The 26,115-nt window shown below is 63.9% G+C and carries 22 protein-coding genes; 12 read left to right on the top strand and 10 right to left on the bottom strand.

The features are described 5' to 3' along the window. Positions 1-178: 178 nt before the first annotated feature. Positions 179-1,453: a D-amino acid dehydrogenase gene (locus PIN31009_RS14450; protein WP_246185674.1), complete on the bottom strand. Its 1,275-nt coding sequence runs from the start codon at positions 1,451-1,453 to the stop codon at positions 179-181. Positions 1,454-1,704: 251 nt separating this feature from the next. Here PIN31009_RS14450 and purL point away from each other — a divergent pair, with 251 nt between their 5' ends. The 3 genes from purL (at position 1,705) to PIN31009_RS14435 (ending at position 8,322) form a co-directional block, all read left to right on the top strand. Beyond that, positions 1,705-5,736, top strand: a complete 4,032-nt coding sequence (gene purL, locus PIN31009_RS14445; RefSeq protein WP_150790683.1) for a phosphoribosylformylglycinamidine synthase — start codon at positions 1,705-1,707, stop codon at positions 5,734-5,736. A gap of 177 nt (positions 5,737-5,913) precedes the next feature. Beyond that, positions 5,914-6,543 carry a hypothetical protein gene (locus PIN31009_RS14440; RefSeq protein WP_150790682.1) on the top strand — a complete coding sequence of 210 codons (630 nt, stop codon included), beginning with the start codon at positions 5,914-5,916 and terminating at the stop codon, positions 6,541-6,543. A gap of 12 nt (positions 6,544-6,555) precedes the next feature. Further along, entirely contained in the window at positions 6,556-8,322 is a 1,767-nt protein-coding gene (locus tag PIN31009_RS14435; protein WP_150790681.1) for a hypothetical protein, read from the top strand. Between the two features lie 87 nt (positions 8,323-8,409). On the opposite strand, the gene PIN31009_RS14430 is transcribed toward PIN31009_RS14435, so the two are convergent. From PIN31009_RS14430 to PIN31009_RS14405, 6 genes are all read right to left on the bottom strand, one after another. Continuing rightward, on the bottom strand, positions 8,410-9,204 hold the full coding sequence (locus PIN31009_RS14430) for a peptidylprolyl isomerase (protein WP_150684333.1): 795 nt from the start codon (positions 9,202-9,204) through the stop codon (positions 8,410-8,412). Positions 9,205-9,267: 63 nt separating this feature from the next. Further along, positions 9,268-9,531 carry a BolA family protein gene (locus PIN31009_RS14425; RefSeq protein WP_087687877.1) on the bottom strand — a complete coding sequence of 88 codons (264 nt, stop codon included), beginning with the start codon at positions 9,529-9,531 and terminating at the stop codon, positions 9,268-9,270. A 21-nt stretch (positions 9,532-9,552) separates the two neighbouring features. Further along, entirely contained in the window at positions 9,553-10,086 is a 534-nt protein-coding gene (locus PIN31009_RS14420) for a septation protein A (RefSeq protein WP_150684332.1), read from the bottom strand. Positions 10,087-10,264: 178 nt separating this feature from the next. Next, positions 10,265-10,675: a YgiW/YdeI family stress tolerance OB fold protein gene (locus PIN31009_RS14415; RefSeq protein ID WP_150684331.1), complete on the bottom strand. Its 411-nt coding sequence runs from the start codon at positions 10,673-10,675 to the stop codon at positions 10,265-10,267. Positions 10,676-10,790: 115 nt separating this feature from the next. Then, on the bottom strand, positions 10,791-11,225 hold the full coding sequence (gene msrB, locus PIN31009_RS14410; RefSeq protein ID WP_150684330.1) for a peptide-methionine (R)-S-oxide reductase MsrB: 435 nt from the start codon (positions 11,223-11,225) through the stop codon (positions 10,791-10,793). 136 nt (positions 11,226-11,361) lie between these two features. Next, positions 11,362-12,909 (bottom strand): protein adenylyltransferase SelO, encoded by a 1,548-nt coding sequence (locus PIN31009_RS14405; RefSeq protein WP_150790680.1) that lies wholly within the window; start codon positions 12,907-12,909, stop codon positions 11,362-11,364. Between the two features lie 326 nt (positions 12,910-13,235). Here PIN31009_RS14405 and PIN31009_RS14400 point away from each other — a divergent pair, with 326 nt between their 5' ends. From PIN31009_RS14400 to PIN31009_RS14360, 9 genes are all read left to right on the top strand, one after another. Then, positions 13,236-14,867 carry a 3-(methylthio)propionyl-CoA ligase gene (locus tag PIN31009_RS14400; protein ID WP_150790679.1) on the top strand — a complete coding sequence of 544 codons (1,632 nt, stop codon included), beginning with the start codon at positions 13,236-13,238 and terminating at the stop codon, positions 14,865-14,867. A 331-nt stretch (positions 14,868-15,198) separates the two neighbouring features. Next, on the top strand, positions 15,199-16,086 hold the full coding sequence (locus PIN31009_RS14395; RefSeq protein WP_246185699.1) for a branched-chain amino acid ABC transporter permease: 888 nt from the start codon (positions 15,199-15,201) through the stop codon (positions 16,084-16,086). Next, positions 16,086-17,528: a branched-chain amino acid ABC transporter permease gene (locus PIN31009_RS14390; protein WP_246185673.1), complete on the top strand. Its 1,443-nt coding sequence runs from the start codon at positions 16,086-16,088 to the stop codon at positions 17,526-17,528. The genes PIN31009_RS14395 and PIN31009_RS14390 overlap by 1 nt, the downstream gene beginning before the upstream one ends. After that, positions 17,525-18,382 (top strand): ABC transporter ATP-binding protein, encoded by an 858-nt coding sequence (locus PIN31009_RS14385; protein WP_150790677.1) that lies wholly within the window; start codon positions 17,525-17,527, stop codon positions 18,380-18,382. The genes PIN31009_RS14390 and PIN31009_RS14385 overlap by 4 nt, the downstream gene beginning before the upstream one ends. Next, on the top strand, positions 18,375-19,133 hold the full coding sequence (locus PIN31009_RS14380) for an ABC transporter ATP-binding protein (protein ID WP_150790676.1): 759 nt from the start codon (positions 18,375-18,377) through the stop codon (positions 19,131-19,133). Before PIN31009_RS14385 ends, PIN31009_RS14380 begins: the two co-directional genes overlap by 8 nt. Before the next feature lie 93 nt (positions 19,134-19,226). Continuing rightward, positions 19,227-21,323 carry a 3-hydroxyacyl-CoA dehydrogenase NAD-binding domain-containing protein gene (locus PIN31009_RS14375; RefSeq protein ID WP_150790675.1) on the top strand — a complete coding sequence of 699 codons (2,097 nt, stop codon included), beginning with the start codon at positions 19,227-19,229 and terminating at the stop codon, positions 21,321-21,323. Between the two features lie 116 nt (positions 21,324-21,439). Further along, on the top strand, positions 21,440-22,045 hold the full coding sequence (gene pncA / locus PIN31009_RS14370) for a bifunctional nicotinamidase/pyrazinamidase (RefSeq protein WP_150790674.1): 606 nt from the start codon (positions 21,440-21,442) through the stop codon (positions 22,043-22,045). Positions 22,046-22,277: 232 nt separating this feature from the next. After that, the gene (locus PIN31009_RS14365) at positions 22,278-22,718 is read left to right on the top strand and encodes a PaaI family thioesterase (RefSeq protein WP_150684322.1); all 441 of its coding nucleotides are present in this window, start codon (positions 22,278-22,280) and stop codon (positions 22,716-22,718) included. A gap of 14 nt (positions 22,719-22,732) precedes the next feature. Further along, on the top strand, positions 22,733-23,728 hold the full coding sequence (locus PIN31009_RS14360) for an NADP-dependent oxidoreductase (RefSeq protein ID WP_150684321.1): 996 nt from the start codon (positions 22,733-22,735) through the stop codon (positions 23,726-23,728). Positions 23,729-23,805: 77 nt separating this feature from the next. On the opposite strand, the gene PIN31009_RS14355 is transcribed toward PIN31009_RS14360, so the two are convergent. From PIN31009_RS14355 to ygfZ, 3 genes are read right to left on the bottom strand one after another with little or no spacing between them, the layout of a single operon-like run. Beyond that, the gene (locus PIN31009_RS14355) at positions 23,806-24,603 is read right to left on the bottom strand and encodes an NRDE family protein (RefSeq protein WP_150790673.1); all 798 of its coding nucleotides are present in this window, start codon (positions 24,601-24,603) and stop codon (positions 23,806-23,808) included. Next, the gene (locus tag PIN31009_RS14350) at positions 24,594-24,899 is read right to left on the bottom strand and encodes a DUF4936 family protein (protein ID WP_150790672.1); all 306 of its coding nucleotides are present in this window, start codon (positions 24,897-24,899) and stop codon (positions 24,594-24,596) included. The genes PIN31009_RS14355 and PIN31009_RS14350 overlap by 10 nt, the downstream gene beginning before the upstream one ends. Then, a complete protein-coding gene (gene ygfZ, locus PIN31009_RS14345; RefSeq protein WP_150790671.1) occupies positions 24,900-26,012 on the bottom strand; it encodes a CAF17-like 4Fe-4S cluster assembly/insertion protein YgfZ in 1,113 nt (370 codons plus the stop codon). Positions 26,013-26,115 lie beyond the last annotated feature (103 nt).

Below are 26,115 nucleotides of genomic sequence, written 5' to 3'. Positions count from 1 at the left end.
GAATGAAGCGAATCAGGCGGTAATTCGACGATTATGCCGTGAATGCAGCGGGGTGCCTGCCAGCGCATTCCCCGATGGGCTGTCGGCATTCACTGACAGCGCACGCACATTCAGTGCGCGCGCCATCAGGACGATCGGGCGATCGATGCAGTCAGTGGGGCCAGCGAGCCTAGTGAGCCTAGTGAGCGTAGCGGGCCAACGTTAGCCCGTTGAGGTCGATGTCGGGTGTCTGGCCGGAGATCACGTCGGCCAGCACGCGCCCGGAGCCGCAGGCCATCGCCCAGCCGGTCGAGCCATGGCCGAGATTGAGGTAGATGCCGGGCAAGTGTGTCGCGCCAAGCAACGGCGGACCATCGGGCAGCATCGGACGTGCGCCGACCCAAGCTCGCGCTTCGCGGTACTTGCCGGCGCCCGGGAACCAGTCCGTCGCCACTTTGTAGAGCGTGGCAATGGCGCGCTCGCGCAGCACCAACTGGGTGTCGCCCAGCTCGGCCGTACCGGCGATGCGCAATCGGTTGCCCTGCGGAGTGATGGCCGTCTTGTACGACTCGTCCATCACGGCGATGCGCGGGCTGAACATTTCGTTCTTCACGGGCACGGTGAGCGAGTAGCCCTTGATCGGCCAAAGCGGCAGATCGATGCCGAGCGGCTTCAGCAGCGCCGTGCTTGCCACGCCGGCCGCAATGACCACGGCATCGGCTTCCATCGACGTGACTTGCAACGGCTGCGCGGTGCTGGCGGTCTCGACGGTGACGCCGGCGCGCCCGAGATTCGGGCGCACGGCCAACACCGTCGTTTCGGTGGCGAGCGTCACGCCCATGTCGCGGGCGATCTGGGCGAGGCGCTTGGTGAATAGGGGGCAGTTGCCGGTTTCGTCACGCGGCAGATGCAGCCCGCCGGCCAGCGGCGCATCGGTCGAAATCGACGGCTCGAGCTTGCGGCACTCCTCGGGTGTGAGCAGGCGGTGCGGCACCTCGTTCTCGGCGAGCATGGCGCGCGCCGGTTCGTTCATCTTGATTTCGCGCTCGGTACGGAACAGTTGCAGGTACCCCTGCGTTTGTTCGTATTCGAAGAGATGCTGCTCGCGGAGCTCGTGCAGGCAGCGCTGGCTGTAGAACGCAATGCGTTGCATGCGCTCGCGGTTGGCGCGATAGCGCTCGAGCTTGCATTCGCGCAGCCAGCGCGACGCCCAGCGCCACGTGCCGCGCGACAGGCCGGGACGGAAGATGAGGGGGCTCGCCGCACTGAACATGTAGCCGAGCAGCTTGCGCGGCATGCCGGGTGCGGCCCACGGCGTCACGTAGCCGGGCGCAATAACGCCGGCGTTGCCGAAGCTGCTTTCCTGCGCGACTGTGCTGTTGCGCTCGACGAGCGTAACCGTATGCCCCGCGGCGGCCAGATAGTAGGCGGTGCAAGTGCCGATAACCCCGCCGCCGATAACGATGACCTTCATTCCCAACCGTCTGGTGTGTGGCGAACGCCCGTACGTTCGCTTGTTAGTGTAGTTCTGTGTCTCCTGACTGAACCGACCGCGTGCCATAAATCTTGGGCAGCGCGTGTTCGTCACGGGGGGCATAGGTTACCAGAGAGCGGCCGCGGCGGGGCGCGAAGACGTTTCTCACTCGGGTATAACCCCGGGTAAGCAGGGTATAATCCCGGTTTGTCGTTCCCCCGCGTTTTGAACGCCTCGCCTTCCGTCCTTCCATGACTCACATTGCCTGCTTCGCCGGCGCCTTGGCGCTCTCCGAATTCCGCCAGCAACGTCTTTTGCAGACCCTGCAAGCCATCGACAGCTCGATCGTGCGCATTGACGCGCGCTACGTGCATCTGGTGGCCAGTGCCGCGCCGCTATCGAGCGACGACGTGGCCCGTGTTGCCGGCCTGCTGACCTACGGTGAACCGGTACGTGAAGAGCCGGTTGGCGATCAGTTGCTGGTGATTCCGCGTCTGGGCACGATCTCGCCGTGGGCGAGCAAGGCCACCGACATCGCCCACAACTGCGGTATTGCCGATGTGCGCCGTATCGAGCGCGCGGTCGAATACACCGTCGGCGTGAAGTCGGGCCTGCTGGGCGGCAAGAAGTCGCTGTCCGCCGATGTGCTGGCGCGTGTGGCCGACGTGCTGCACGACCGCATGACCGAAACCGTGGTCGCCACCCGCAAAGACGCTGAAGTGCTCTTCGTCGAACTGCCGGCCAAGCCGTTGCAGACGGTGGACGTGATCGGCGTAGGCCGTAGCGCCCTCGAAGCGGCCAACCGCGATCTGGGTCTGGCGCTCGCCGAAGACGAGATCGACTATCTGGTCGAAGCGTTCGTTGCGCTCAAGCGCAACCCGACCGACGTCGAACTGATGATGTTCGCGCAGGCCAACAGCGAGCACTGCCGTCACAAGATTTTCAATGCCCAGTGGACCATCGACGGCGAGGCGCAAGACAAGTCGCTGTTCCAGATGATCAAGAACACGCACCAACTGCACCCGCAAGGGACGGTGGTGGCGTATTCGGACAACGCGTCCGTGATGGAAGGTGCCGAGGTCGAGCGCTGGTATCCGCGCGGCGCCGACGCCAAGTACGGCCGCAGCGTCGAGCTGACGCACACGCTGATGAAGGTCGAGACGCACAACCACCCGACGGCAATTTCGCCATTCCCGGGCGCATCGACGGGTGCGGGCGGCGAAATTCGCGACGAAGGCGCCACGGGGCGTGGATCGACGCCGAAGTCGGGCCTGACCGGCTTCACCGTGTCGAATCTGGCCCTGCCGGACGCCCGTGAGCCGTGGGAAAACGACCGCGACGTCGCCGTGCCGCCGTCGCTGCGCAAGCCCGATGACACCGGCACCGACTATGGCCGTCCGGACCGTATCGCTTCGCCGCTGCAAATCATGATCGACGGCCCGCTCGGCGGCGCTGCGTTCAACAACGAATTCGGCCGCCCGAACATCGGCGGCTACTTCCGTGCCTACGAGCAAAACGTGGCTGGCCGCGTGCGCGGCTATCACAAGCCGATCATGATTGCCGGCGGTATGGGCAACATTGCGGCCCAACACACCCACAAGAACGACCTGCCTGCCGGCACGCTGCTGATTCAGATCGGCGGCCCGGGCATGCGTATCGGGATGGGTGGCGGCGCTGCCAGCTCGATGGCGACCGGTACCAACACGGCCGAGCTCGACTTCGATTCGGTGCAGCGTGGCAACCCGGAAATCGAGCGTCGCGCGCAGGAAGTCATCAACTGGTGCTGGCGTCAGGGCGAGGCCAACCCGATTCTGTCGATTCACGACGTGGGTGCAGGCGGTATCTCCAACGCCTTCCCGGAACTGGTGGACGGCGCAGGCAAGGGCGCATTGTTCGATCTGCGTCAGGTGCAGTTGGAAGAGTCGGGCATGTCGCCCGCCGAAATCTGGAGCAACGAAGCGCAAGAGCGCTACGTGCTGGCCATCGCCCCGGACAGCTTCCCGGCATTTCAGGCCGTTTGCCAGCGCGAGCGTTGCCCGGTGGCCGTGGTCGGTGTCTCGACCGAAGAACGCCAACTGAAGCTGGTCGACCCGATGCATCCGGAATCGCCGGACCCGGTCGATATGCCGATGGATGTGCTGCTCGGCAAGCCGCCGCGTATGCACCGCGATGTCACGCGCGTGAAGTCGGAATTCCCGCCGGTCGACGTGACCGGCCTGTCGCTCGATGAAGTCGCGCGCGCTGTGCTGCGTCACCCGACGGTGGCGAGCAAGTCGTTCCTGATCACCATCGGCGACCGTACCGTGGGCGGCCTGACCGCGCGCGACCAGATGGTCGGTCCGTGGCAGGTGCCGGTGGCTGACTGCGCGATTTCGTTGATGGATTACGCCGGTTTCCGTGGCGAAGCGATGACCATGGGCGAGCGTACGCCGCTCGCCGTGATCGATGCACCGGCCTCGGGCCGCATGGCCGTGGGCGAAGCGATTACCAATATCGCGGCCGCACCGATCAAGTCGCTCGACCAGATCAAGCTGTCGGCCAACTGGATGGCGGCTTGCGGCACCGAGGGCGAAGACGCCGCGCTGTTCGATACGGTCAAGGCCGTGGGCATGGAACTGTGCCCGGCGCTGGGTCTCTCGATTCCGGTCGGCAAGGATTCGCTGTCGATGCGTACCAAGTGGGAAGACAGCGGCCGTAACAAGGACGTGGTCTCCCCGGTGTCGCTGATCGTGTCGGCGTTTGCACCGGTCGAAGACGTGCGCAGCCACCTCACCCCGCAACTGCGCTCGGTCGCAGAAGCCGGCGAGACCGTGCTGATCGCCATCGATCTGGGCCACAACAAGAATCGTCTGGGCGGCAGTATTCTCGCGCAGGTGACGCAACAGATCGGCGACGTCACGCCGGACCTCGACGATCCGGCAGACCTCAAGCGCTTCTTCGATGCTATTCAGAAGCTCAACGCCGACGGCAAGCTGCTCGCTTATCACGACCGTTCGGATGGCGGTCTCTTCGCCACGGTGGCCGAAATGGCGTTTGCGGGCCACGTGGGCGTCTCGCTCAACGTCGACATGCTCACGCTGGACGAAGGCTTCGAGTCGGACTACGGCGACGCCAAGGACTGGGCGAAGCAGACTATCGGCCGTCGCGAAGACAAGACGCTGCGCGCGCTGTTCTCCGAAGAGCTTGGCGGTGTGATTCAGGTGCGTGCGAGCGATCGCGACGCGGTGCTGCAAGCGCTGCGCGAAGCCGGTCTGTCGGCCTGCACCAACGTGATCGGCAAGCCGAATCCGAACGATGTCATCGAAATTTATCGCGATGCGAAGAAGGTGTTCGGCGCACCGCGTGCCGAGTTGCAACGTCTGTGGTCGGAAGTGAGCTGGCGTATTGCGCGTCTGCGCGACAACCCGGCCGCCGCCGATGCCGAGTACGAAGCACTGAACGACACGAGCGATCCGGGCCTGTCGCCGAAGCTCACGTTTGATGCGAACGAAGATATCGCTGCGCCGTTCATCGCGACCGGTGCTCGCCCGAAGGTGGCCGTGCTGCGTGAGCAGGGCGTGAACTCGCATCTGGAAATGGCCTACGTCCTCGACAAGGCCGGCTTCGAAGCGTACGACGTGCACATGAGCGACCTGCTGGAAGGCCGTCAGGCACTGGAAGACTTCAAGGGCTTTATCGCCTGCGGTGGTTTCTCGTACGGCGACACGCTGGGTGCGGGTGAAGGCTGGGCGAAGACGATTCTGTTCAACCCGGCGCTGGCCGAGCAGTTTGCGGGCTTCTTCAACCGTGCCGACACGTTCGCGCTGGGCGTGTGCAACGGTTGCCAGATGATGAGCAACTTGTCGAACCTGATTCCGGGTGCGGGCGCGTGGCCGAAGTTCACGTACAACCAGTCGAAGTACGAAGCCCGTCTGACGCAGGTCGAAGTGCTCGACTCGCCGTCGTTGTTCTTCAAGGACATGGCCGGCTCGCAACTGCCGATCGTGATCGCGCACGGCGAAGGCTTCGCCAACTTCGGTCAGCAGGGCAACATCGATCAGGCAATCGCCGCGATGCGCTTTGTCGATCACCGTGGACAGCCGACCGAGCAGTACCCGTTCAATCCGAACGGCTCGCCGCGTGGTCTCACGTCGGTGACGACGGCCGACGGGCGTTTCACGGTCATGATGCCGCACCCGGAGCGCGTGTTCCGCACCGTGCAGATGAGCTGGGCACCGGCGCAGTGGGGCGAAGACAGCCCGTGGATGCGCATGTTCCGCAACGCACGTCGCTGGGTTGCGTAAAACGTTGTCTCTCGTCTGACGGCGCCGCGGCGTCGATGACGTAAAAACCGCCTGTCCTGTCATGGGGCAGGCGGTTTTTTATTGGGCGTGCGCTCAGTGTGCGCCTGTCAACGTTGACAGTTGTTGCGCCCGTGGTACGCGTGGCCTGATACGAGCGTGAACCTTCAGGAGCGTGTCATGGACATCGAATCGATCGTGAATCTCAAGCCCGGCATACTCGAAGCCACCGGCGGCAACGGCGATCAACTGCTGGTCGACGATTTTTACGATCGCGAGTTCGTACACATTGAAGTCCCGCAATACGATGGCATGTCCGCCGGACAAACGGTGGGTGGTCGGTGGCGAGGCCCCTCGTCCATCTACGACACGTCGATCTGGACGGTTACGATCCCCGCGCGCGTCGCGTTGCGGGTGCCGCGCCGCGAAGTGCTCGATGCCATCGGCAGCACGGTGTCGGTGACGTTCAGCGTCAAGCGGGGAAGCGGCCCCATCGAAATCTCCGACGCGATGAACCTGCGCGTTCAGGGGACGCCGCTGCCCATGCCGACCATCAATGCCGGCCGCACGCAGGTCACCGTCTTGTATGGCACGCAAGTTGTCGGGCAAACCGCCCGCGTGCGCTGGGAAGGGCGCGTCGTTCGCGATACAGAACTTCAGGCAGTCGTGCCCGGGCTGGCGAACATTTTCAGCATTCCCGCAGGGTGGGTGAGCGAGAGCGCCGGGACGACGGTATTCATCACTTACGCGATCGGCACGACGGCGAGTGACCCGTATTTGTTTTCGAGAGTGTTGCGAGTGGCGGTGTAGGGGAGCCTTGTCATGTGGCATCTCGATGATTTCGTCGGCACCCGCACGCTGATCGCTCGCTTATTCAGCATACTCAGCGCACGCGGCGCACTCCGCACACGCAGCGCCGTGATGTTCTTCGCCGTTGTGCTTGTCGGACTGTGGGCGCTGCCGGTCCACGCGCTCACGGGCGCCGATGTCGCGTATCTGGTCAACCAGCGATATCAGTCGAGCGTGACGCAGTGCGCGCTCAATCGTCCTGCGTGGATGTGTTCTGGCGTGTTGATGCGTGCGTTGCCGGATGACGCTTCGCAGCCGTTTGCACAGCTGACGGCACAGGAGTTGGCGTCGCAATCGGCCAACGTTGCCTACGTGAGACATGACGTGCGTACCAGCGGGCTGGCAACGAGCGCGGGTTTTATTCTCGCGGATGGATTGACGGCGGCGGGGTGGGGCAAGCCGCTCGCCGTGCGCTGCTCTTACCCGGTGGCGGTAACGCCCGCAGCGGACACGGCGTCGCACGGCTGCGACTTGCTGGCGGCGGCCGCCGCATCGCCACCAGATCTGAGTTCTTGCCTGCCCAACGGCGTGACGGATGCGCCCGGCTGGATGACGTTATTCACGGGCAACGGTAGCGACGTCAACGGGCAATGCTCGTTCAGTGCGACTGTCGCGAAGCAGTTCAAGGCGTCGCTCGACGCGCATGCCCTGGTGACCGATGTGCTGGCAGCAGGGCCGAACAATGTGCTCGTCGCGGCATGGGACCCAGCAAAACCGGAGACGATTCCCGTGCAGGCGTTCTTCTACGACGTCAGCCACGGCGGGCAACTCATTCAGGCGCAGCGCTACCAAATGCAGTATTTCGATGCGACCGGCGCGTGGGTGCCGATCTTGCGCATGGGGTTTGGGCCACCGCAGGGTGCCGCCTATGGTTTTGACGAAACCGATCAACTCGACGAAGGGTTTCGCGTCGCCGATCGGTTGAATGCACGCTATGCGGATGTGTCTCCGACGTGTCCCGGGGGGCGGCCGGCGTTCTATTGCAATGGTGTGATCGTGCGCATTGCTGCGGCTTCGGCGGAATTTCATGCGTGGAACCCGAGTCCCAGTGCGGTGGGGCGAGATGGGGTTCCGTTCTCCTATATGCGGGCGGACGCAGGGGTGACGTCGCTGATCGACGCGCGTGGTGGCACGGGGTTCATCATGCGAGAGTCCGGTGCGCCGACGGGATACCCGCTGACCCTGCGCTGTGAATTTCCGTCCGATGGATGGACGGGGTCGCGTTACGAGAGCTGTTACAGCAACGCGGATCACAGGTTTTGTGACGAGATGGGGGTGACGACGATTGCTTCGTGGCAGGCCCACTATCTGACCACTTCGCTTGGCACGCAATGTCCGTTTCGCCCCGATGCAGCCAGCTTCCAAATGAGTATCGAGGCACGTCGCCATTTCCCGAACGAGAACCCACGGCACGCCTACAACGAGTTGGTGATCCGGCCATGGCCGCAGAATATTCCGCTGAGCTTGCCGCTCGAAGCGTTTATCTCGGTGGATGACGGTGTGGCGGAGGCGCGCTATCTCCAACAAGACTATCTGGCGCAGACGGGCCGTTTCCTTCCGGTGATCCGCGTCATTCCGACGGCGGCAGCGGGCGGCGTTTTCGTCTACGTGCCGGATGACCAGATTGCCGCCTTATCGGCGCCGGTGTCCCCACCGACAGGTGCGTTATCGAGTGCCCCGCGTGGCGGCGCGCTAACCGGTAACTCCGGTCCTGAAGGATTGAAGCGGAACGGCCAGTGACGGGGCGATGCGGAGATTGTCTTCGTGCATCAACAAAAAACCCGCCATCTGGCGGGTTTTTCATGTCTGACAAGACGCCGGCGATCCTTACTGGATCTTGGCCTTCTTCTCGAGACCGTCGATGAAATTTTGAAGCTTCTCTTCCTGCATCTGCTGCACGAGTTGCGGCTTGACGTCGGCGAGCGGCGGGATCTGTGCGTCGCGCGAGTCGTCGAGTTCGATGACGTGATAGCCGAACGAGGTCTTCACCGGGGTCTGCGTGTACTGACCCTTTTGCAGCTTTTGCAGCGCGTCGGCAAATTCCGGCACGTAAGCATTGGCCGGCGACCAGTCGAGATCACCACCGTTTTGCGCCGAACCCGGGTCCTTCGAGTACTGCTTGGCCAGATCGGCGAAGCTGGCACCTGCCTTGAGCTTGGCGATGATTTCCTTGGCCGTATCTTCGCTCGGCACGAGGATGTGGCGCGCGTGGTATTCCTTGTCGCCGAACTGCTTCTTCAACTGGTCGTAGCGCGCCTGCACATCGGCGTCGGTGACCGGCGAAGTCTTCTGGAAGTTGGTGATCAGTGCACGAATCAGCACGCCTTGCTTGGCGAGTTCGACCTGAGCCTTCACGTCGGCGTCGCTGGCCAGACCCTGGCGCACGGCTTCCTGCGCGAGAATTTCGCGCTTGACCAGCTCTTCGCGCACTTGCTGTTGCAGTTGCGGGGAGTTCGGCTGGCCCTGACGGACCATTTCACGCACCATCGCATCGGCGCGCTTGACGGGCACCGGCGTGCCGTTCACAACGGCAACATTCTGGGCAAGTGCGGGAAGGGATACGGCGGTCAGCGACACGGTGGCGGCGAGCGCCAATGCCGTGCGGGCGAGTTTCAATGCCATGCTGTTTTTCCTAACGAATGACGGAGGCAAGGTTAATCGACGGGGGACGCGTCGCACGCGTTCTTACGCTTCGCCAGGGGCGAGCGCGACGATGGCGAGGGCGTGAATGCCGTTCTGCATCAAATCGGCAAGCGCATCATACACCAGCCGATGCCGCGCCACGCGGTTGCGACCGGCGAAGGCGGGCGAGACGATGCGAAGGTTGTAATGCCCGCCGGACGCGGCACCGGCATGGCCGGCGTGACGCGCGCTGTCGTTCTCGAGAACCATCTCGATCGGGGTGAGGGCGGCCGTGAGGCGCGCCTCGATTTGCTGTTCCATGGTCATGGTGTCGGTTCCGGTCGCAGGTTACTCGTCTTGCTTGATGTACTTCGCGAGCCATAGGCTCTGCACGACGATGAACACCACCATGAGACCCATACCGCCGAAGAGCTTGAAGTTCACCCAAGTGTCGGTCGAGAACTGATAGGCGATCACCAGATTGAGTGCGCCCATCGCGAGGAAGAAGAGCGCCCAGCTGAAGTTCACGGAACGCCACAGGTGCTCGGGCAGCGCCATCTGCTTTTCCATCATGGTGCGAATCAGGTTCTTGTCGAACACCAGTTCCGCCACGAACAGCGTGATGCCGAACAGCCAGTAAAGCGCGGTGGGCTTCCACTTGATGAAGGTGTCGTTATGCAGCCAGATGGTGGCGCCGCCGAACACCACGATGATGCCGAGGCTGACCCATTGCATCGGCTCGACTTTGCGGTGACGCAGCCACATCCAGACAACTTGAACGATCGTGGTGGCGATCGCGATGCCCGTGGCGATGTAGATGCCGGCGAACTTGAAGGCGACGAAAAACAGAATGACCGGTAACAGGTCGAACAGAAATTTCATGAGGTCTCGACTTGGGGGCTACGGGCTTGCCGGCCTGAGGTGCAGACGTCGAACGCGCCTTGAACGCGCGTCGTTGAATCTCACCGGGCGGCAAACCCGCATTATATTTCAAAGCCCCTGTTTTCAAAGCCCCGCTTTCCGGGCGCGAATTGCAGCGATGGCAGCCCGAAGACAGCGCTTATCGAATGATTTCGAGTCGCTTGACGTCGATATCGCTCGGACGATGACGATGGCGGTCCACTTCGCCCGTGATGCGAACGCGGGTCTTGTCGTCGATCTTGACGCCCGGCGGCAGATACTTGTCGTCGAGTTCGATTTCGATGGTGTGACCCGCGTCGTCGCGGAACGTGTAGTGCTCGTGCTTGATGCGGTTGACGATGAAGCCTTCGATGACGGCTTGCGCGTCGTCAGGGGCGGACAGCGCTTGCTGGACAGAGACGACACTCGGCATCACCGACGGTACGGCGACGGCCGCAGCGGGCGGGGCACCGGGGCCCGTGTACTGCGCGATAGCCGGCGTGGCCGACAGCGCGCCGAGGGCGGCTGCCGAAGCGAGAAGCATGGCGAAGCGAGTCTTTTGCACGGACATGAGAGGCGTTCCTTATTGTTGAAAGAGGAAACTCAGCATAGCAGAATACCGACCCGCAATCGGTGACTTCCCTGAACCGCACCGACGCGTCAACGTCCCCGGCGGCGCATCGATGTCAGTCGCTTTTTCCGGCCTTGTCATCCGGCGCCGGGCTGCCTTCCTTGTCATCGAAGTTCAGCGATGCCGAGTTGATGCAGTACCGCAAACCGGTCGGCGCCGGGCCGTCTTCGAAGACGTGGCCCAGATGGGCGTCGCAGTTACGGCAGCGCACTTCCACGCGCACCATGCCGTGGCTGTAATCCATGATTTCGTCGACGCCGGCACCCTCGACCGGCTTGCTGTAGCTGGGCCAGCCGCAACCTGCGTCGAATTTGTCGGTTGACTGGAAGAGCGGCTCACCGCAGCAAACGCACCGGTAGGTCCCGTCTTTCCAGTGATCCCAGTAACGGCCGGTGAAGGCGCGTTCGGTCGCTGCGTTGCGGGTGACCTGATACTCGACGTCGTCGAGTTGGGCGCGCCAGTCGGCATCGCTTTTTTCCACTTTGCTCATGAAATTCTCCTGAGTTTCGATACCCGGATTTCTATGATCCGAGTGTCATCTGACGAGTTGCATATTGGGATAATTCCCTCGTTCGCAATGCGTCAGTTGCCAATGCTTGTTGCCGTCAATGTGAATGCGGTGCCGCTTACGAAGAGCAGCTCACTTCCAACTGACCGGCCCAGTCGGGCGGCAGTTCGGCGTAGCGCTCGAATTCCGGCTGTTCGTCGTACGGACGCGAGAGCACGCGCAGCAGCGTGTCCACTTCCGAGAAGTCCTTCTCTTGCGCCCGACGGATGGCAACTTCGGCCAGATGGTTGCGCAGCACGTATTTCGGATTGACCAGACGCATCGCAACGGCGCGCTTGGCATCGGTGCTGGCTTCTTGCCGCAGGCGTGCCCGATAGTCGACGGCCCACGCATCGAAGCCTGCCCGGTCGATGAACATGTCACGCAACGGCGCATCCGCCGCCGGGTTGTCGAGTTGCAGCGCGGCGAGCGAGCGGAACAGATGCGTGAAGTCCACGCGGCCCTCGTGCATCAGCTTGAACAGACGATTGATGAGCACCTCGTCGTCGGCGTGCGACTCACGCAGCCCGAGCTTGGCCCGCATACGCAGGTCGATTTCCTCGGCAAAGCGGGTCTTGAACACCGGCAATGCCGATTGCGCCTGTTCGATGGCAGCGTCGCCGTCACCAAACAGCGGCAGCAGCGCTTGCGCGAGACAGAACAGATTCCAGTACGCCACGTTCGGCTGCGCCTGATAGGCGTAACGGCCCTGCGTATCCGAGTGATTGCAGATGTGATGCGCATTGAAGCCGTCGAGAAAGCCGAACGGACCGTAGTCGATCGTGAGACCGAGAATGGACATGTTGTCCGTATTCATCACGCCGTGGCAGAAGCCCACGGCCTGCCAGTGCGCGATGAGCTCGGCGGTCGCCTCACAGACCGCTTCGAGCAACGCGAGGTACGGATTGGCCGCCTCGCGGCAATGCGGATAGTGGTGATCGATCGTGAAGTCGGCGAGCTGGCGCAGGGCGTCGTGCTGACCGGCGGCCCAGAAGTGCTCGAAGTGGCCGAAGCGGATGAAGCTCGGCGACAGGCGTGTCACGACCGCCGCCGTCTCGATCGTTTCGCGGCGCACCGGGGCGTCAGAGCCGACCACGCACAGGGCGCGCGTCGTCGGCACGCCCAGATGGAACATGGCTTCCGAGCAGAGAAATTCCCGAATCGACGAGCGCAGGACGGCGCGGCCGTCGCCCATGCGCGAATAAGGCGTGAGCCCGCCGCCTTTGAGCTGGATTTCCCAGCGGCCGCCGGCACCATCCGCTTCGCCCAGCAATAGCGCGCGGCCGTCGCCGAGTTGGCCGGCCCAGACCCCGAACTGGTGCCCGGAGTAGACGCTGGCGAGCGGGTCGCCGCCGGCGAGCGGCTGATTGCCGGCAAACGTCGCGAGAAACTCCGGATCGCGCGCGGCATCGGGCGACCAGCCCAGCAGGCGGGCGGCATCGGGCGAAAAACCGACCAGATAGGGCTCGGGCAACGGCTGGGGAGACAGGCGGGTATAGAAGTCCGGACCGAGCGACGCAAACCGGTTCGCGAGATTCAGCGGGCCGAAATTCCTGAGCGACGAAGGGGCGGCCGGTGCGGCTGTTGAAGCCGGGAAAGCGCTTGCGGGGCGGTCTGATGCCGACATTGGGGACGTTCCTGATGGTGAACAAACATTCTACTTGAGGTGTCCGGCGCTTGCTGCCGCGCTGCGAGGGCTTTGCCAGCGCACTTTGGCGAGAACGGCGCGTGCGCGCGGCAGGCCGTCGTGCTGCGCCGCACAAGCGATCGGCGTTGACCGGCGGCCCGGGCGCGTCAAGAATCGGAGTGCGTGGCCCTATGAATGCACGCATCAGACGTGCCACCCCGTCACGCTCCGTGCTCAACGAACCCATTTGCAGATCACAGCTCACAGCCGCAGTCCAGACGTATCCCGATATTCCGGTAATTCCGACTTTTCTGGAGATTCGACGCATGGCACCACCGCTCCTCGGCCAGATGATGGCCGCGCCGCTGCTGATTTCTTCGCTGTTGACACACGCCGCGCGCCACCACGGCGACACCGAGATCGTCTCGCGTCGCGTGGAAGGCGACATTCACCGCTACACATGGCGTGACGCCGAGCGACGGTCGCGACAGCTGGCCCTTGCCCTGCGCCGCCTCGGAGTGGGCGACGGCGAGCGCGTCGGCACCTTGGCATGGAACGGTTATCGCCACCTCGAGCTCTATTACGGCGTCTCGGGCATGGGCAGCGTGGTCCACACGATCAATCCGCGCCTGTTTCCCGAGCAGATTGCGTTCATCGTCAATCACGCCGAAGACCGCTACGTGGCGTTCGACATCAACTTCATGCCGTTGGTCGAAGCCATTGCACCGCAATGTCCGGGCGTGCAGGGCTGGATCGCCATGACCGACCGCGCGCATCTGCCGGCGTCGACGCTGCCTTTGCTGTGCTACGAAGACCTGCTGGCCGCCGAAGACGCCGACACGTACGTCTGGCCCGAAATGGACGAGAAGACGGCGTCCGGGCTTTGCTACACGTCGGGCACCACCGGCAACCCCAAGGGCGTGCTCTACAGTCACCGCTCGACGGTGTTGCACGCGTTCGGTGCGTCGCTGCCCGATGCCATGGCGATGTCGGCGCGCGATGCCGTGCTGCCGGTCGTGCCGATGTTCCACGTCAACGCATGGGGCATGCCGTACTCGAGCGCACTCGTCGGCGCGAAGCTCGTATTCCCCGGAAAAGACCTCGACGGCAAGTCGATCTATGAGTTGTTCGAAGCCGAGGGCGTGACCTTCTCGGCCGGTGTGCCAACCGTCTGGCTGGGGTTGCTGACGTACGTGAAATCCATCGGGGCCCGGTTCTCGACGCTGGAGCGCACGGTGATCGGCGGCTCGGCGTGCCCGCCCGCGATGCTGACCACGTTCGAAAAAGACTACGGCGTGCGAGTCATCCACGCGTGGGGCATGAGCGAGATGTCGCCGCTCGGCACGCTTTGCCATCTGCGCAAGCACCATCGCGAGCTGCCGGCGGAAGATCAGCAGCATATTCTGGAGAAGCAGGGGACGGCCATTTACGGCGTCGATCTGAAGATCGTCGGGCCCGAGGGCGAGGAGCTGCCGTGGGACGGCAAGGCATTCGGCGATCTGTATACCCGGGGGCCGTGGGTGCTCGATCGCTATTTCCGCGGCGACACGTCGCCGCTCGTCGATGGCTGGTTCCCGACGGGCGATGTGGCCACCATCGATCCCGAGGGCTACGTGCAGATCACCGACCGCAGCAAGGACGTGATCAAGTCTGGCGGCGAGTGGATCAGTTCGATCGACGTCGAGAACATCGCGATGGCGCACCCCGAGATTCACGAGGCGGCCTGTATCGCCGTGCGCCACCCGAAGTGGGAGGAACGTCCGCTGCTGGTGGTCGTGCGCAAGCCGGGATCGTCGCTCACGCGCGAGGACGTGCTGGCCTTCTACGAAGGGCGCGTCGTGAAATGGTGGATTCCCGACGATGTCGTGTTTGTCGACGAGATTCCCCACACGGCCACCGGCAAGATGCTCAAGCTCAAGTTGCGAGAGCGATTCCGGGACTATCAGGCGGCGCCGTAGGGTGTCGGTGGGCGCCGTGACCTTGCCCCTCTCGGAAAACTCCGAAGCGGGGTGCAGTTGGCGCCCTAAAAGCTAGTCTTGACGCCATTTTCCGGCAGGTCGGCCGCCAATCCAGTGGCCTGCGCCCCCTATAATGTCAGCCAGATTTTCGTTCGACGCGGCCCTGTTTGCCGCGTCTTTCGTTTGTCGTTCGTTCGCCTTTCTTTTGCGTTTCGTTTGCCTCTCGTTCGCATCGAAGCAAGACATTGACCAAGGAGTCGCAGTGCATTTCCTGAGCGCCACGGCTGGCCTCGTCCTCGTGAACGGCGTGAGCTACGGCTTGCTGCTGTTCATGCTGTCGAGCGGGCTCACGTTGATCTTCAGCATGCTCGGCGTGCTGAACTTCGCGCACGCCAGTTTTTACATGCTCGGTGCGTACTTCGCCTACGCGCTGTCCGCTGCGCTCGGTTTCTGGCCGGCGCTGGTGCTGGCCCCGGTCATTGTCGGCGTCTTCGGGGCGGTGTTCGAGCGCGGCGTCTTGCGGCGATTGCGCACGCGTGGCGCGCTGGCGGAACTGCTGGCGACCTTCGGTCTGGCGTACATCGTGGTGGAACTGGTGCAACTCGTCTGGGGACGCGGGCCGGTCGACTACGCGGTGCCGGCCGCGTTCGAGGGCGTGCTGGTCACGGTGCTGGGTGTTGCCGTTCCCGCTTATCGGCTGTTTCTGATGGCGCTCGCGTGTGCGGTGGCGGCGCTGGTCTGGGGCGCGTTTCGTGCCACCCGTGCCGGGCTCGTGTTGCAGGCGGCACGGGCACAACCGGCCATGACACAGGCACTCGGCTACGACGTGCCTGCGCTATACACCGGCGTGTTCGCCTGCGGGGCCGCCTTGGCGGCGCTGGCGGGCGCAGCAGGCGGCAATGTGCTGGTGACGGAGCCGGGCATGGCCGCGACGGTCGGTAGCGTGGTGTTTGTCGTGGTGGTGGTCGGTGGGCTCGGGTCATTAAGCGGTGCGTTTGTGGCGTCGCTGCTGATCGGCATCTTGCAGACGTGGGCCGTCACGAGCGACGCGAGCCTTGCGCCGTGGTGGCCGTCGGCCGCACAGGGCGCGATCTTCGACGTGTTGTCGCCGGTTGCCCGCCTGACGTTGGCGCAACTGGCCCCGGCCGTGCCGTATCTGCTGATGGTGGCGGTGTTGTTGTGGCGTCCGCGCGGTCTGCTCGGCGTGCGGGAGGGATGATGCGCGACGCCGCAGATGACCCGACCCAACGCCCGACGGACGGCCGTAAGCTCGAGTTGCCCGAGTTGCCCGAGCCGGCGAGCGCATCGATGACGACCGTATTCAGGGCGCCGATGTCGCAGACGTCGTCGATATCGCCGGTGTCTCCCACATCACACCTGTCGTCAGGCAAGCGTGTTGCGATCTGGGCAGGCTTCGCGTTGCTCCTCGGGGTCTTGCCGTGGTGCTTTCCGTCAGATTCGGCATTGACGTTGATGACGCAGATGGGCACCGCCGCCATTCTGGCGTTGTCGTTCAACTTGTTACTTGGGTCTACCGGGTTGCTGAGCTTTTGCCATGCGACCTATGCGGGTATCGGCGCGTATGCAGGTGTCTGGTGCATGAATCGCATCGGGGCCGGCGCGATGCCCATTTCGATGTTCACCGTACCGCTGGCTGGTGCGGCGGCGGGGGCGCTGGCGGGCGCGACGCTCGGCTATGTCACCACGCGCCGCGCGGGTATGACATTCGCAATGATCACGCTGGGCGTCGCCGAGTTGGTCTGGGTCGTGGCTGCGATGCTGCCCGAGTGGTTTGGCGGCGAGCGCGGCATTGCCACTGACCGGACGCTGGGGGCGCCGTGGCTGGGCCTGACGTTCGGCTCGCAGCGCGAGGTTTACGGGCTAGTGGCGGTCTGGCTGTTCATTTGCGCGGCGCTAATGTATGCGGTCACCCGGACCCCCTTGGGTTTTCTGGCGCGCGCGGTGAGAGACAACGCCGGGCGGGTGGCGTTTCTGGGGCAATCCCCTGCGGCGGTTCGTTACCGGATGCAGATCATTGCCGCTGCGTTTGCTGGCGTGGCAGGGTCACTCGGCGCCCTCAATTTCGAGCTGGCGAGTGCCGACACTTTCAGTCTCGAGCGTTCCGGCGTGGTGCTGGTATTCACAGTGCTGGGCGGCACGGCCTACTTTGCCGGGCCGATGGCCGGCGCGGTGATCGGTGTGTTCGCGACCGTCGTGCTCGCGACGATGACGCGGGCGTGGCAGCTTTATCTCGGTCTCGGATTTCTCGCTGTTGTAGTGTTTGCGCCGGGCGGTGTGGCCGGGCTGGTCGCCGGACACATGCGGGTACTGCAAACGTTTCGTCAGGGCACGTTGCGACGTCTATGGCGTCCGTATCTGGCCGTATGCGCGGGGTTGGCCATGTTGGTGGGCGGTTTGATCGCTGTGATCGAAATGACCTATGGCATTCGACTCGCCGTCGCCAGTGCGATCGACCCCGGGCAGTCGTGGCTGGGCGGCGCGGGCGCGTCGAATGGTTGGGCGCGATGGGGTGTGGCGACGCTGAGCCTGATGCTGGGTGCTGCGTGGCTGTACCGCGCGTGGCCGCGGCTGATGGCGGCTGTCCGTCATGTTTCGGCCCATGTTGGACGGTTAGCCCGCAGTGCCGGAGATCAGCCATGACGCGCACGCAAAGGAGTGTTGGGACTACAGGGGGAGCAGGGAGTGCGGGGAGCGCGAGTGCGGGGGCGCAGCCGATCCTCAGCGTGCGCGGGGTTCGTAAATCGTTTGGCCGCACGCAGGTGCTCCACGACGTCGACCTCACACTTGCTCCCGGGGAGCGGCTGGCGATCATCGGTCCGAACGGCGCGGGCAAAAGCACGCTCTTCGATGTGATTTCGGGACGCACGTCGCCGGATGAGGGGCGTGTTTTGCTGGACGCGCGCGATGTCACCGGCCGGCCACCCCACATCATCAGCCGGCTTGGCTTGTCACGAAGTTTCCAGACATCGCAATTGTTTCTGGACACGAGTGTTGTCGACCATTTGCGTTGTGCGGCACTGTGGCCGAATGGGCACCGCTACACGTTCTGGCGAAGCATGCGCGGGTTGCGCGATGTCACGGCGATCAGCGAAGACTGGCTGGTCCGTCTGGGGCTGGATACGCGCCGCGATGACCCCGCGGATGCCTTGAGCTACGCCGAACAGCGGATTCTCGAAATCGGCTTGTGCGCGGCTGCCGCAGGGCAGGTGATGTTGCTCGACGAACCCACGGCCGGGATGAGTCAGTCCGAATCGGCGCGGGTGGTGGCCCTCATTGCAGAACTCAGCCGGGGACGTTCGCTATTGATGATCGAGCACGACATGCAGGTCGTGTTTTCGCTGGCCGACCGAATCGCGGTGCTGGCGCGCGGCAAGATCATCGCGTGCGATGTGCCGGCGCGTATTCGAGAGCACCCGGATGTTCGGACGGCCTATCTCGGCGAGTATGCCGACGCCCTTGGTGCGGCAACGGCCGAAGGGGGACGCGATGCTTGAAGTCGTCAACCTCACCGCTGGGTATGGCGGCGCTCGCGTGCTCAATGGGGTGACGATGCACGTAGCCCCGGGTGAGATCGTCGCAGTGCTGGGGCGTAACGGGGCGGGACGCTCGACGCTCGCTCGCGCCATCATGGGGCAACTGCCGCGGCAGGGCGAGATCCGCTGGCAAGGCAAGTCGCTCACGTCGTTGGCACCGCACCAGATCGCCCGGCTCGGCGTCGGCTATGTGCCCGAGACACGCGATGTGTTCGGGCCGCTGACGGTGGCGCAGAATTTGCTGCTTGGCCAGCGAGGAACGCAGGCCGGACGTGGCAACGCGCGTGGCAATGGAGGCGAAAATGACCACGCACAATCACCTGTGCGGACAAACCGTGCGTTGACATTGGAAGAGGCCTTCGAGCGCTTTGAGGAACTGGCACCCCGCCGGCATGCGCCATCGGCGTCGCTCTCGGGCGGCGAGCAGCAGTTGCTGTCGCTGTGCCGTGCACTGATGGCCGGCCCCGATTTGCTGATCGTGGATGAGCCGACCGAAGGGCTGGCACCGCGTGTGGTGGCGCGGATCGGCCGTATTCTGACCGAACTGCGCGCGTCGGGCGTGGCCATATTGCTGATCGAGCAAAAGCTGTCGCTCGCGCTCAGTTGCGCACAACGCGTAGCGGTGATGGGGCGCGGGGCACTCGTGTTTGAGGGGACACCCGATGAACTGGCACGGGCACATGAAATTCGCGCCGAATGGCTTGAAGTCTAGCTGCGCTAGAATCGAACGATCGTTTTGCCGCACTGCGCTGAATCACACGCTGGCGGTACCCCCAACGACACCAAAAATAAGGAAAGAGACACGATGAGCACGGCATATGAAGTCCGTGATGGCGTAGCCGTCATCACGCTGGAGAACCCCCCGGTCAACGGACTGGGACACGCAACGCGTGCCGGTATCGCCGAAGGGCTGGCCAATGCACAGGCCGACGCGCAGGTGCGGGCCATCGTGCTGATCGGTGGCGGCAAGGCATTCTCCGGCGGCGCGGATATTCGCGAATTCAACACGCCGAAAGCCACCCAAAGCCCGCTGCTCGTCGATGTGATCAATGCGCTGGACGCTTGCGCGAAACCGGTGGTCGCCGCCGTGCATGCAGTGGCCATGGGCGGCGGACTGGAACTCGCCCTCGCGTGCCATTACCGCGTGGCACTGCCCGGTGCGCAAATCGCGCTGCCCGAAGTCAAGCTCGGGCTGCTGCCCGGTGCTGGCGGTACACAGCGCCTGCCGCGAGCGATTGGCGTGACGCGCGCGCTCGATATGGTGGTCACGGGCAAGGTCGTCAAGTCGGAAGCGCTCGTCGGTTCGCTGTTTGCCAAATTGTTCGAAGGCACCCACGACGACCTTCTGGCGGGCGCGATTGCTTTCGCGAATGACGTGGCGGCACGCGGCGACCCCCTGCCGCGCCTGCGTGACGTCGAGATCGACGACGCTGACGGTTCGACACAAGCCGCGATCGACGTCGCACGCGAGAAGGTGCTTCGCGAACAACCGCATTTCCCCGCGCCTCAGAAATGTGTGGCTGCTGTCGAAGCTGCGCTTGCTCGGCCGTTCGACGAGGGCGTGAAATTCGAACGGGAATGCTTCGTCGCATTGGTGACGTCACCGGAGTCGAAAGCTCTGCGCCACGCCTTCTTGGGCGAGCGTGCCGCGGCCAAGATCGCGGACGTACCCGACGACACGCCGGTGCGCACGATCGATCGTGTGGCGGTGATCGGTGCGGGCACGATGGGCAGCGGTATCGCGATGACGTTTGCGAATGCGGGCATCCCCGTGACGTTGGTCGATACGACGGACAGCGCACTCGCGCGCGGTTTCGACGCGATGCGCGGCAACTACGCGCGCGCGGTGACGCGTGGCCGGATGGCTGCTGACGAGGCGCAGAAACGGCTCGCACGCATTCACGGCAGCGCCGACTTCAACGCAGTGGCCGATGCCGACCTGATCGTTGAAGCGGTGTATGAAGACATGTCGATCAAGCAGGTGGTGTTCCGCGAGCTCGACAAGGTGGCAAAGCCGGGCGCAATTCTCGCGTCCAACACTTCCACGCTGGATCTGGACGCACTCGCGGCCACCACCGGGCGTGCGCAAGACGTCATCGGTATGCACTTCTTCAGCCCCGCCAACATCATGCGGTTGCTCGAAGTCGTGCGTGGTGCACACACCGGTAAGGATGTGCTGGCGACGGTCATGAAGCTGGCCAAGCGCATCGGCAAGCTGGCGGTCGTGGCGCGCGTTTGTGATGGGTTTATCGGCAATCGCATGCTTGAGCCGTATTTCAAACAATCGCAATGGATGGTGGAGCAGGGCGCGTCGCCCGCGCAGATCGATGCCGCCATCGAGCGTTTCGGCTTCGCGATGGGCCCGTTCCGCACCAGCGATCTGGCGGGCAATGACGTGAGCTGGGCCATTCGCAAGCGCCGTCATGCCGAGCAGCCGGGGCTGGTCTATCCGAAAATTGCCGACGTGCTGTGCGAAGCGGGCCGATATGGTCAGAAGACGCACGCGGGCTGGTACAACTACGCCGATAGCGATCGCACGCCGCGTGAGTCGGCCGAAGTGGGGCAGGTGATCGACGACTATCGTCGCGAGCACGGCATCGTGCCGCACACGTTCACCGACGAAGAAATTGTCGAGCGGCTCGTCTACGCGCTGGTGAACGAAGGTGCCAAGGTGCTGGCCGACGGTACGGCAGCGCGCGCGTCCGATATCGATATGGTGTACCTGAACGGTTACGGTTTCCCGCTGTGGCGGGGCGGTCCGATGCTGTATGCCGATACCGTTGGGCTGGACAAGGTGCTGGCGCGCGTGCGCGAGTTCGAAGCCGGCGTGCACGGTGAAGACTGGGCGCCCGCTGCACGCCTGGTCGAACTGGCCGAGAGCGGCAAGCGCTTTAACGGGTAAGGGGTAAGCAGTCAGCAGGTAACCCGCAGGTAACCCGCTAGCCGGGGCGCCCGGTAAGCGGCAAACGGAAAGCGGAAAGCGGAAAGCGGAAAGCGGCAAGCCAGCAGGAGGAAGCAATGAAACCGATGGACGAAGTCTTGCTCGTGATCGACGTGCAATACGATTTCATGCCGGGCGGCGCGCTGGCGGTACCGTACGGCGACGAGGTCGTGCCGGCGATCAATGCGCTGGCGGGCGGCTTCTCGCACGTTGTGCTCACGCAGGACTGGCATCCGACAGCACATGTGTCGTTTGCGGAGAATCACCCCGGCAGGCAGCCGTTCGAGACGATCGCGCTGCCCTATGGCGAGCAGGTACTGTGGCCGGCGCATTGCGTGCAGGACACCCGTGGTGCGGCGTTGCACGACGGGCTGCATATTCCGCAGGCGCAGGCGATCATGCGCAAGGGCTATCACGTCGGCGTGGATAGCTATTCCGCGTTTCTGGAAGCCGATCGCAAGACACCGACCGGGCTCGCGGGTTATTTGCGCGACAAAGGCGTCCGGCGCGTGCATTGCGTTGGCCTCGCGACGGATTTTTGTGTGGCGTGGAGTGCCCTCGACGCCAAGGCGTTGGGTTTCGATGTCTGCGTGATCGAGCACGCCTGTCGCGCGATCGATTTGAACGGCTCACTCGCTATTGCGTGGGCGTCGCTGGCCGAGGCGGGCGTAGCGCGTGAGTGAACCGTGGATGACTGGTGCGTGCACGCCGCGTCGTCGCACACGCACGGTATCGCACGGTAGCGGTACGCATGTAGTTACCTGATTTCAACGAATCACCCATTCCGGACGCAGCGCACTAACTTGCGTCCCTAGCTGAAGAAATGACGATGGACACGTTTTACCGAACACTTGAAATCGATCGAGTTGCCGCGCGCCACTGGGGCGCCTGCGGCACGACCCCGGGGAGCATGCAATGAGCACGCTATCGATTCGCTCCGGGTTTATCGATCACCTTGGCATCGAACTTCTGCGCGCCGAGGATGGCGAGTCGGAACTTCGGCTCAAGCTCGCCCCCCAGCATCTGAATAGCTGGGAAGTCATGCACGGTGGCGTGACGATGGCGCTTCTCGACGTGGCGTTGAGCACGGCAAGCCGTAGTACGGCGCCCGAGGGCACCGGTGTGGTCACCATCGAGATGAAGACGAGCTTCATGCAGCCGGGTTCCGGCGAGATGAGCGCATTCGGGCGCGTGCTGCATCGCTCGACAACAATGGCGTATTGCGAAGGCGAAGTGCGCGACGCCAACGGCAAGCTTGTCGCCAAGGCGATGGGCACATTCAAATATCTGCGTCGTCTGGCGGTGGGCCGCGAGGTTCGCCAGCAGCGACGTCCCGACGATCCGCAAGGCGACTAACCGGAGCGTATGTCATGACGATCAACCGCCAGATTTTGCTGGTCTCGCGTCCCAAGGGTGAGGCCACGCTGGACAACTTCCACCTTGCCGCACCGGAACTGCCTGAACTTGGTGACGGGCAAGTGCTGGTGCGCAATTTCTATCTGTCACTCGACCCCTACATGCGTGGCCGCATGAACGACACCAAGTCGTACGCGCCGCCGCAGCCGCTCGACGCCGTCATGGTCGGTGCGACGGTGGGAGAGGTGATCGAGTCGCGCCATCCCGACTGGCAGCCGGGCGATGCCGTCACCGCGATGTTCGGCTGGCAGGAGTACGGCATTTCCGACGGCACCAATCTGCGCCGCGTCGATGCCGTGCGTGTGCCGATGAGCGTGTATCTGGGGGCTGCCGGCATGCCGGGCGTCACCGCGTGGTACGGCTTGAACAAGATCATTGCGCCCAAGGCGGGGCAGACCGTGGCGGTGAGCGCAGCCTCCGGTGCCGTGGGCAGCGTGGTGGGCCAGCTTGCGAAGCGCATGGGTTGCCGCGTCGTGGGCATCGCGGGCGGTCCGCAGAAGTGCGCCTACGTCACCGAGACACTAGGCTTCGATGCATGCGTCGACTACAAGGCGGGCAATCTTTACGAGGCGTTGCGTGCGGCCGCCCCCGATGGTATCGACGGTTATTTCGAGAACGTGGGTGGCGCGGTGTTCGATGCCGTGCTGGGCAACATCAATGCCCATTCACGCATCGCGCTGTGCGGCATGATCGCCGGCTATGACGGCCAGCCCGCACCGCTGAAGTACCCGGCGTTGCTGCTGACGAACCGCGTGAAGCTCGAAGGCTTCATCGTGACCGAGCATCTGGATATCTGGCCGCAGGCGCTGACTGAACTGACCGACGCCATCGCCGCTGGCGAACTGCATTATCGCGAGACGATGACGCAGGGACTCGAGAGCGCGCCGGCGGCATTCCTCGGTTTGCTCAAAGGTGAGAACTTCGGGAAACAGATCGTTCGGCTGGTCTGACGCTACAAGCAGAGGCGCACCGCATGAGAAGTCTCGTGCGGTGCGCCTCCAGTCTGCTGATTCGGTAACCGTGCCGGCTACGAGCGCGCGATCTCGAACCGATAGCGGCGAATGTCGAGCAATTCGCTAGCGGGTTGCCCGGGCGATACTGTCGACTCGGTGAGTTCGACAGTGCCGTTACGGTGATAGCGCAGCAGCGTCGTGCAGCGAGTTCCGTAGGCGGGCGAGGCGATAAAGGCCGCCGAGAGAGTCTTTTCCCACGAATGGGGCACGCCGGTCTCTGGCAGCGCATCGTCGGGGGCTTCGATGTTATCGCGCATCAGGCGCAGCAGCGTCGCGTCGTCAGCCTCCGTCGCGATGGCTGCGGACAACGCATCGCGCCGACTCACGAGCTTTGGCCACGGCGTATCGAGCAACGCGTTCGACAAGCCGTGAACACCGGGCTCGATAGGGTGAGCTACCGGCAAGCCCGGTGTCTCCCGATTCCCCAGCCAGAACAGCTTGCCGCCCGGCAAATCGCCAGCAAGCAGATTGAAGCCTGCGTAATCGTGCGCGTAAGTTTCCACCCGATCGAGATCGGCGTCGAACGGCGTGGCGTCGAGCATGGCCGTCACGAGCAAGCCGCGCGAAGGTGCGTCATTGGGCGCTTTGGGCGCGCGCCCATCACGAAAATTTGTGAGCGCGGCGAAACGTCCCGCACGGTTGATGCCCATCCACGTGCCGCCGCCGCGTAGATCGCGTCCGGCCAGCACGTCGGGGCGATCGTGCCACCAGTGCATCGGTTCGGCAGCCCGTTCGAAGAATTCGTCGCGATTGGCAAGCAGCACGAGCGGCGTGTCGGCGTCAGGCTGCCACGAGAAGACGATCAGGCACATGGGGTTGGCATGTCCTCGAAGCATTCCGTATGACGCTCACCCTCGACGAGTGTGGCCAGACCGCATTGCGTCGCCATCGCGGACAGGGCGTCCATGAACGCTGGCGGCACGTCGTCATACCGTTCCATCCACGTCGCCGCCCCGGTGAGCGCGTCGCTGGCGGACGCTTCTGCCCGCCGTTGCAGGCGCGCAGACACGCCGAAGCGTGTCGTGACCAACGCGAAGAGCCGCGTCACGGCCTCAGCGGCTGACTTAGCGTTGGCGGGTGTGACGCGGTAATAGACGTAACAGTCCATTCAGGACGCTGCCGAAGCAGACGCGGCAGGCGTTTCGGTCGGATCGAAGATATCGTACGGCATGGCCGCGAATTGCAGCGCCGGGCCCTCGGCCGTGCCAAGCCGGACATCGTCGGCTTCGCGAGCGGCAAGTTTCAGCTCGACGAGAACGTCATAGCCACCGTTCGGCGCAGCGGCCGCTTGCACCACCATCCCGCACGGTTGATCCGGGTCGCTGACTTCGACCAGTTCCTGCGCCGGAACGGGCACGGGGCCACCGTCGGCCACATGCGCGAGATGCAGGCGGCGCTTGATGACGCCGCGATACTGACTGCGCGCGACCACTTCCTGACCGGGATAGCAGCCTTTGCGAAAACTCACGCCGCCCACGACTTCCCAATTCACCATTTGCGGTACGAATTGCTCTTGCGTGGCGGCGACCACATTGGCGACGCCGCTATGCACATCAAGCCATGCCGTCAGGGCCGGGTCGACAACGACAAGTTCCGGTGCGGCCTGCAACGCCGCCCAGACCTGTGCCGCCTGCGCGGCCGGCACGCTCCAGAGATAGCGCGGCAGCGATCGTGCTGCGCCAGCATCGGGCAGGCGGATCAGGCTCGTCGGTGCATCGCCCAGCGTGCCGTGCGCGGCCGCGAGCGGTGCGTCAGGCAGCGTGGCGAACGTTTGCGAGAGGACGCCTTCGGCTGCCGGGCCACCGACCTGAAGCAGCACATGCGTCGCGGTGGCATCGGTCAGCTTGGCTTTCGCCCGCAGCACGAACATCGACAAGCGCTTTTGCACGGCCGCCTGCACATCGGCCGCACCGGCCAGATAGATCGTGGCATCGGCAGTGGCGTCGCGCCACATCAGGAAAGTGGCGAGCAATCGCCCCTTGGCCGAACAATAGCCTGCGTGCCGTGCCTGAGCGGGCTTGAGGTGTTCGACGTCGTTGGTCAGTTGCCCGTGCAGGAAGCTCGCAGCGTCGGCACCGGTCACGGCGATGAGGCCCGTGTCGTGCGCCAGCGCGGCGAAACTGCCCGATTGGAGTGCTGCAAACTGCGCCGCACGCGCATCGGGATCGGACGAAGATGCGGCTGCCGCTTGCGGCAGAAGTTCACGCCATTGGGAATTCATATACAGGAGCGCCTGTCTATCTTTGAGGGTTCGGCAAGTCAAAGTATTATATTGGGTCTTCCGCTTGGGCGTGCGAGCCCGGTTCGACGCGCAAAACGCGCAG

The sequence above is a fragment of the Pandoraea iniqua genome (assembly GCF_902459685.1).
Classification (GTDB): Bacteria; Pseudomonadota; Gammaproteobacteria; order Burkholderiales; family Burkholderiaceae; genus Pandoraea; species Pandoraea iniqua.
Note: the sequence above shows the minus strand (reverse complement) of the source record. Positions and strands in the feature narration are given on the sequence as shown.

Bases quoted from the DNA above. Each gene is read 5' to 3' on its own strand.
- PIN31009_RS14425 (WP_087687877.1), bottom strand. From the start codon at position 9,531: ATGACCATGGAACAGCAAATCGAGGCGCGCCTCACGGCCGCCCTCACC.
- PIN31009_RS14355 (WP_150790673.1), bottom strand. From the start codon at position 24,603: ATGTGCCTGATCGTCTTCTCGTGGCAGCCTGACGCCGACACGCCGCTC.
- PIN31009_RS14350 (WP_150790672.1), bottom strand. From the start codon at position 24,899: ATGGACTGTTACGTCTATTACCGCGTCACACCCGCCAACGCTAAGTCA.
- PIN31009_RS14415 (WP_150684331.1), bottom strand. From the start codon at position 10,675: ATGTCCGTGCAAAAGACTCGCTTCGCCATGCTTCTCGCTTCGGCAGCC.
- PIN31009_RS14435 (WP_150790681.1), top strand. From the start codon at position 6,556: ATGTGGCATCTCGATGATTTCGTCGGCACCCGCACGCTGATCGCTCGC.
- PIN31009_RS14380 (WP_150790676.1), top strand. From the start codon at position 18,375: ATGCTTGAAGTCGTCAACCTCACCGCTGGGTATGGCGGCGCTCGCGTG.
- PIN31009_RS14420 (WP_150684332.1), bottom strand. From the start codon at position 10,086: ATGAAATTTCTGTTCGACCTGTTACCGGTCATTCTGTTTTTCGTCGCC.
- PIN31009_RS14405 (WP_150790680.1), bottom strand. From the start codon at position 12,909: ATGTCGGCATCAGACCGCCCCGCAAGCGCTTTCCCGGCTTCAACAGCC.
- PIN31009_RS14375 (WP_150790675.1), top strand. From the start codon at position 19,227: ATGAGCACGGCATATGAAGTCCGTGATGGCGTAGCCGTCATCACGCTG.
- PIN31009_RS14385 (WP_150790677.1), top strand. From the start codon at position 17,525: ATGACGCGCACGCAAAGGAGTGTTGGGACTACAGGGGGAGCAGGGAGT.
- PIN31009_RS14450 (WP_246185674.1), bottom strand. From the start codon at position 1,453: ATGAAGGTCATCGTTATCGGCGGCGGGGTTATCGGCACTTGCACCGCC.
- ygfZ (WP_150790671.1), bottom strand. From the start codon at position 26,012: ATGAATTCCCAATGGCGTGAACTTCTGCCGCAAGCGGCAGCCGCATCT.
- purL (WP_150790683.1), top strand. From the start codon at position 1,705: ATGACTCACATTGCCTGCTTCGCCGGCGCCTTGGCGCTCTCCGAATTC.
- pncA (WP_150790674.1), top strand. From the start codon at position 21,440: ATGAAACCGATGGACGAAGTCTTGCTCGTGATCGACGTGCAATACGAT.
- PIN31009_RS14400 (WP_150790679.1), top strand. From the start codon at position 13,236: ATGGCACCACCGCTCCTCGGCCAGATGATGGCCGCGCCGCTGCTGATT.
- PIN31009_RS14430 (WP_150684333.1), bottom strand. From the start codon at position 9,204: ATGGCATTGAAACTCGCCCGCACGGCATTGGCGCTCGCCGCCACCGTG.
- PIN31009_RS14390 (WP_246185673.1), top strand. From the start codon at position 16,086: ATGCGCGACGCCGCAGATGACCCGACCCAACGCCCGACGGACGGCCGT.
- PIN31009_RS14395 (WP_246185699.1), top strand. From the start codon at position 15,199: ATGCTGTCGAGCGGGCTCACGTTGATCTTCAGCATGCTCGGCGTGCTG.
- msrB (WP_150684330.1), bottom strand. From the start codon at position 11,225: ATGAGCAAAGTGGAAAAAAGCGATGCCGACTGGCGCGCCCAACTCGAC.
- PIN31009_RS14365 (WP_150684322.1), top strand. From the start codon at position 22,278: ATGAGCACGCTATCGATTCGCTCCGGGTTTATCGATCACCTTGGCATC.
- PIN31009_RS14440 (WP_150790682.1), top strand. From the start codon at position 5,914: ATGGACATCGAATCGATCGTGAATCTCAAGCCCGGCATACTCGAAGCC.
- PIN31009_RS14360 (WP_150684321.1), top strand. From the start codon at position 22,733: ATGACGATCAACCGCCAGATTTTGCTGGTCTCGCGTCCCAAGGGTGAG.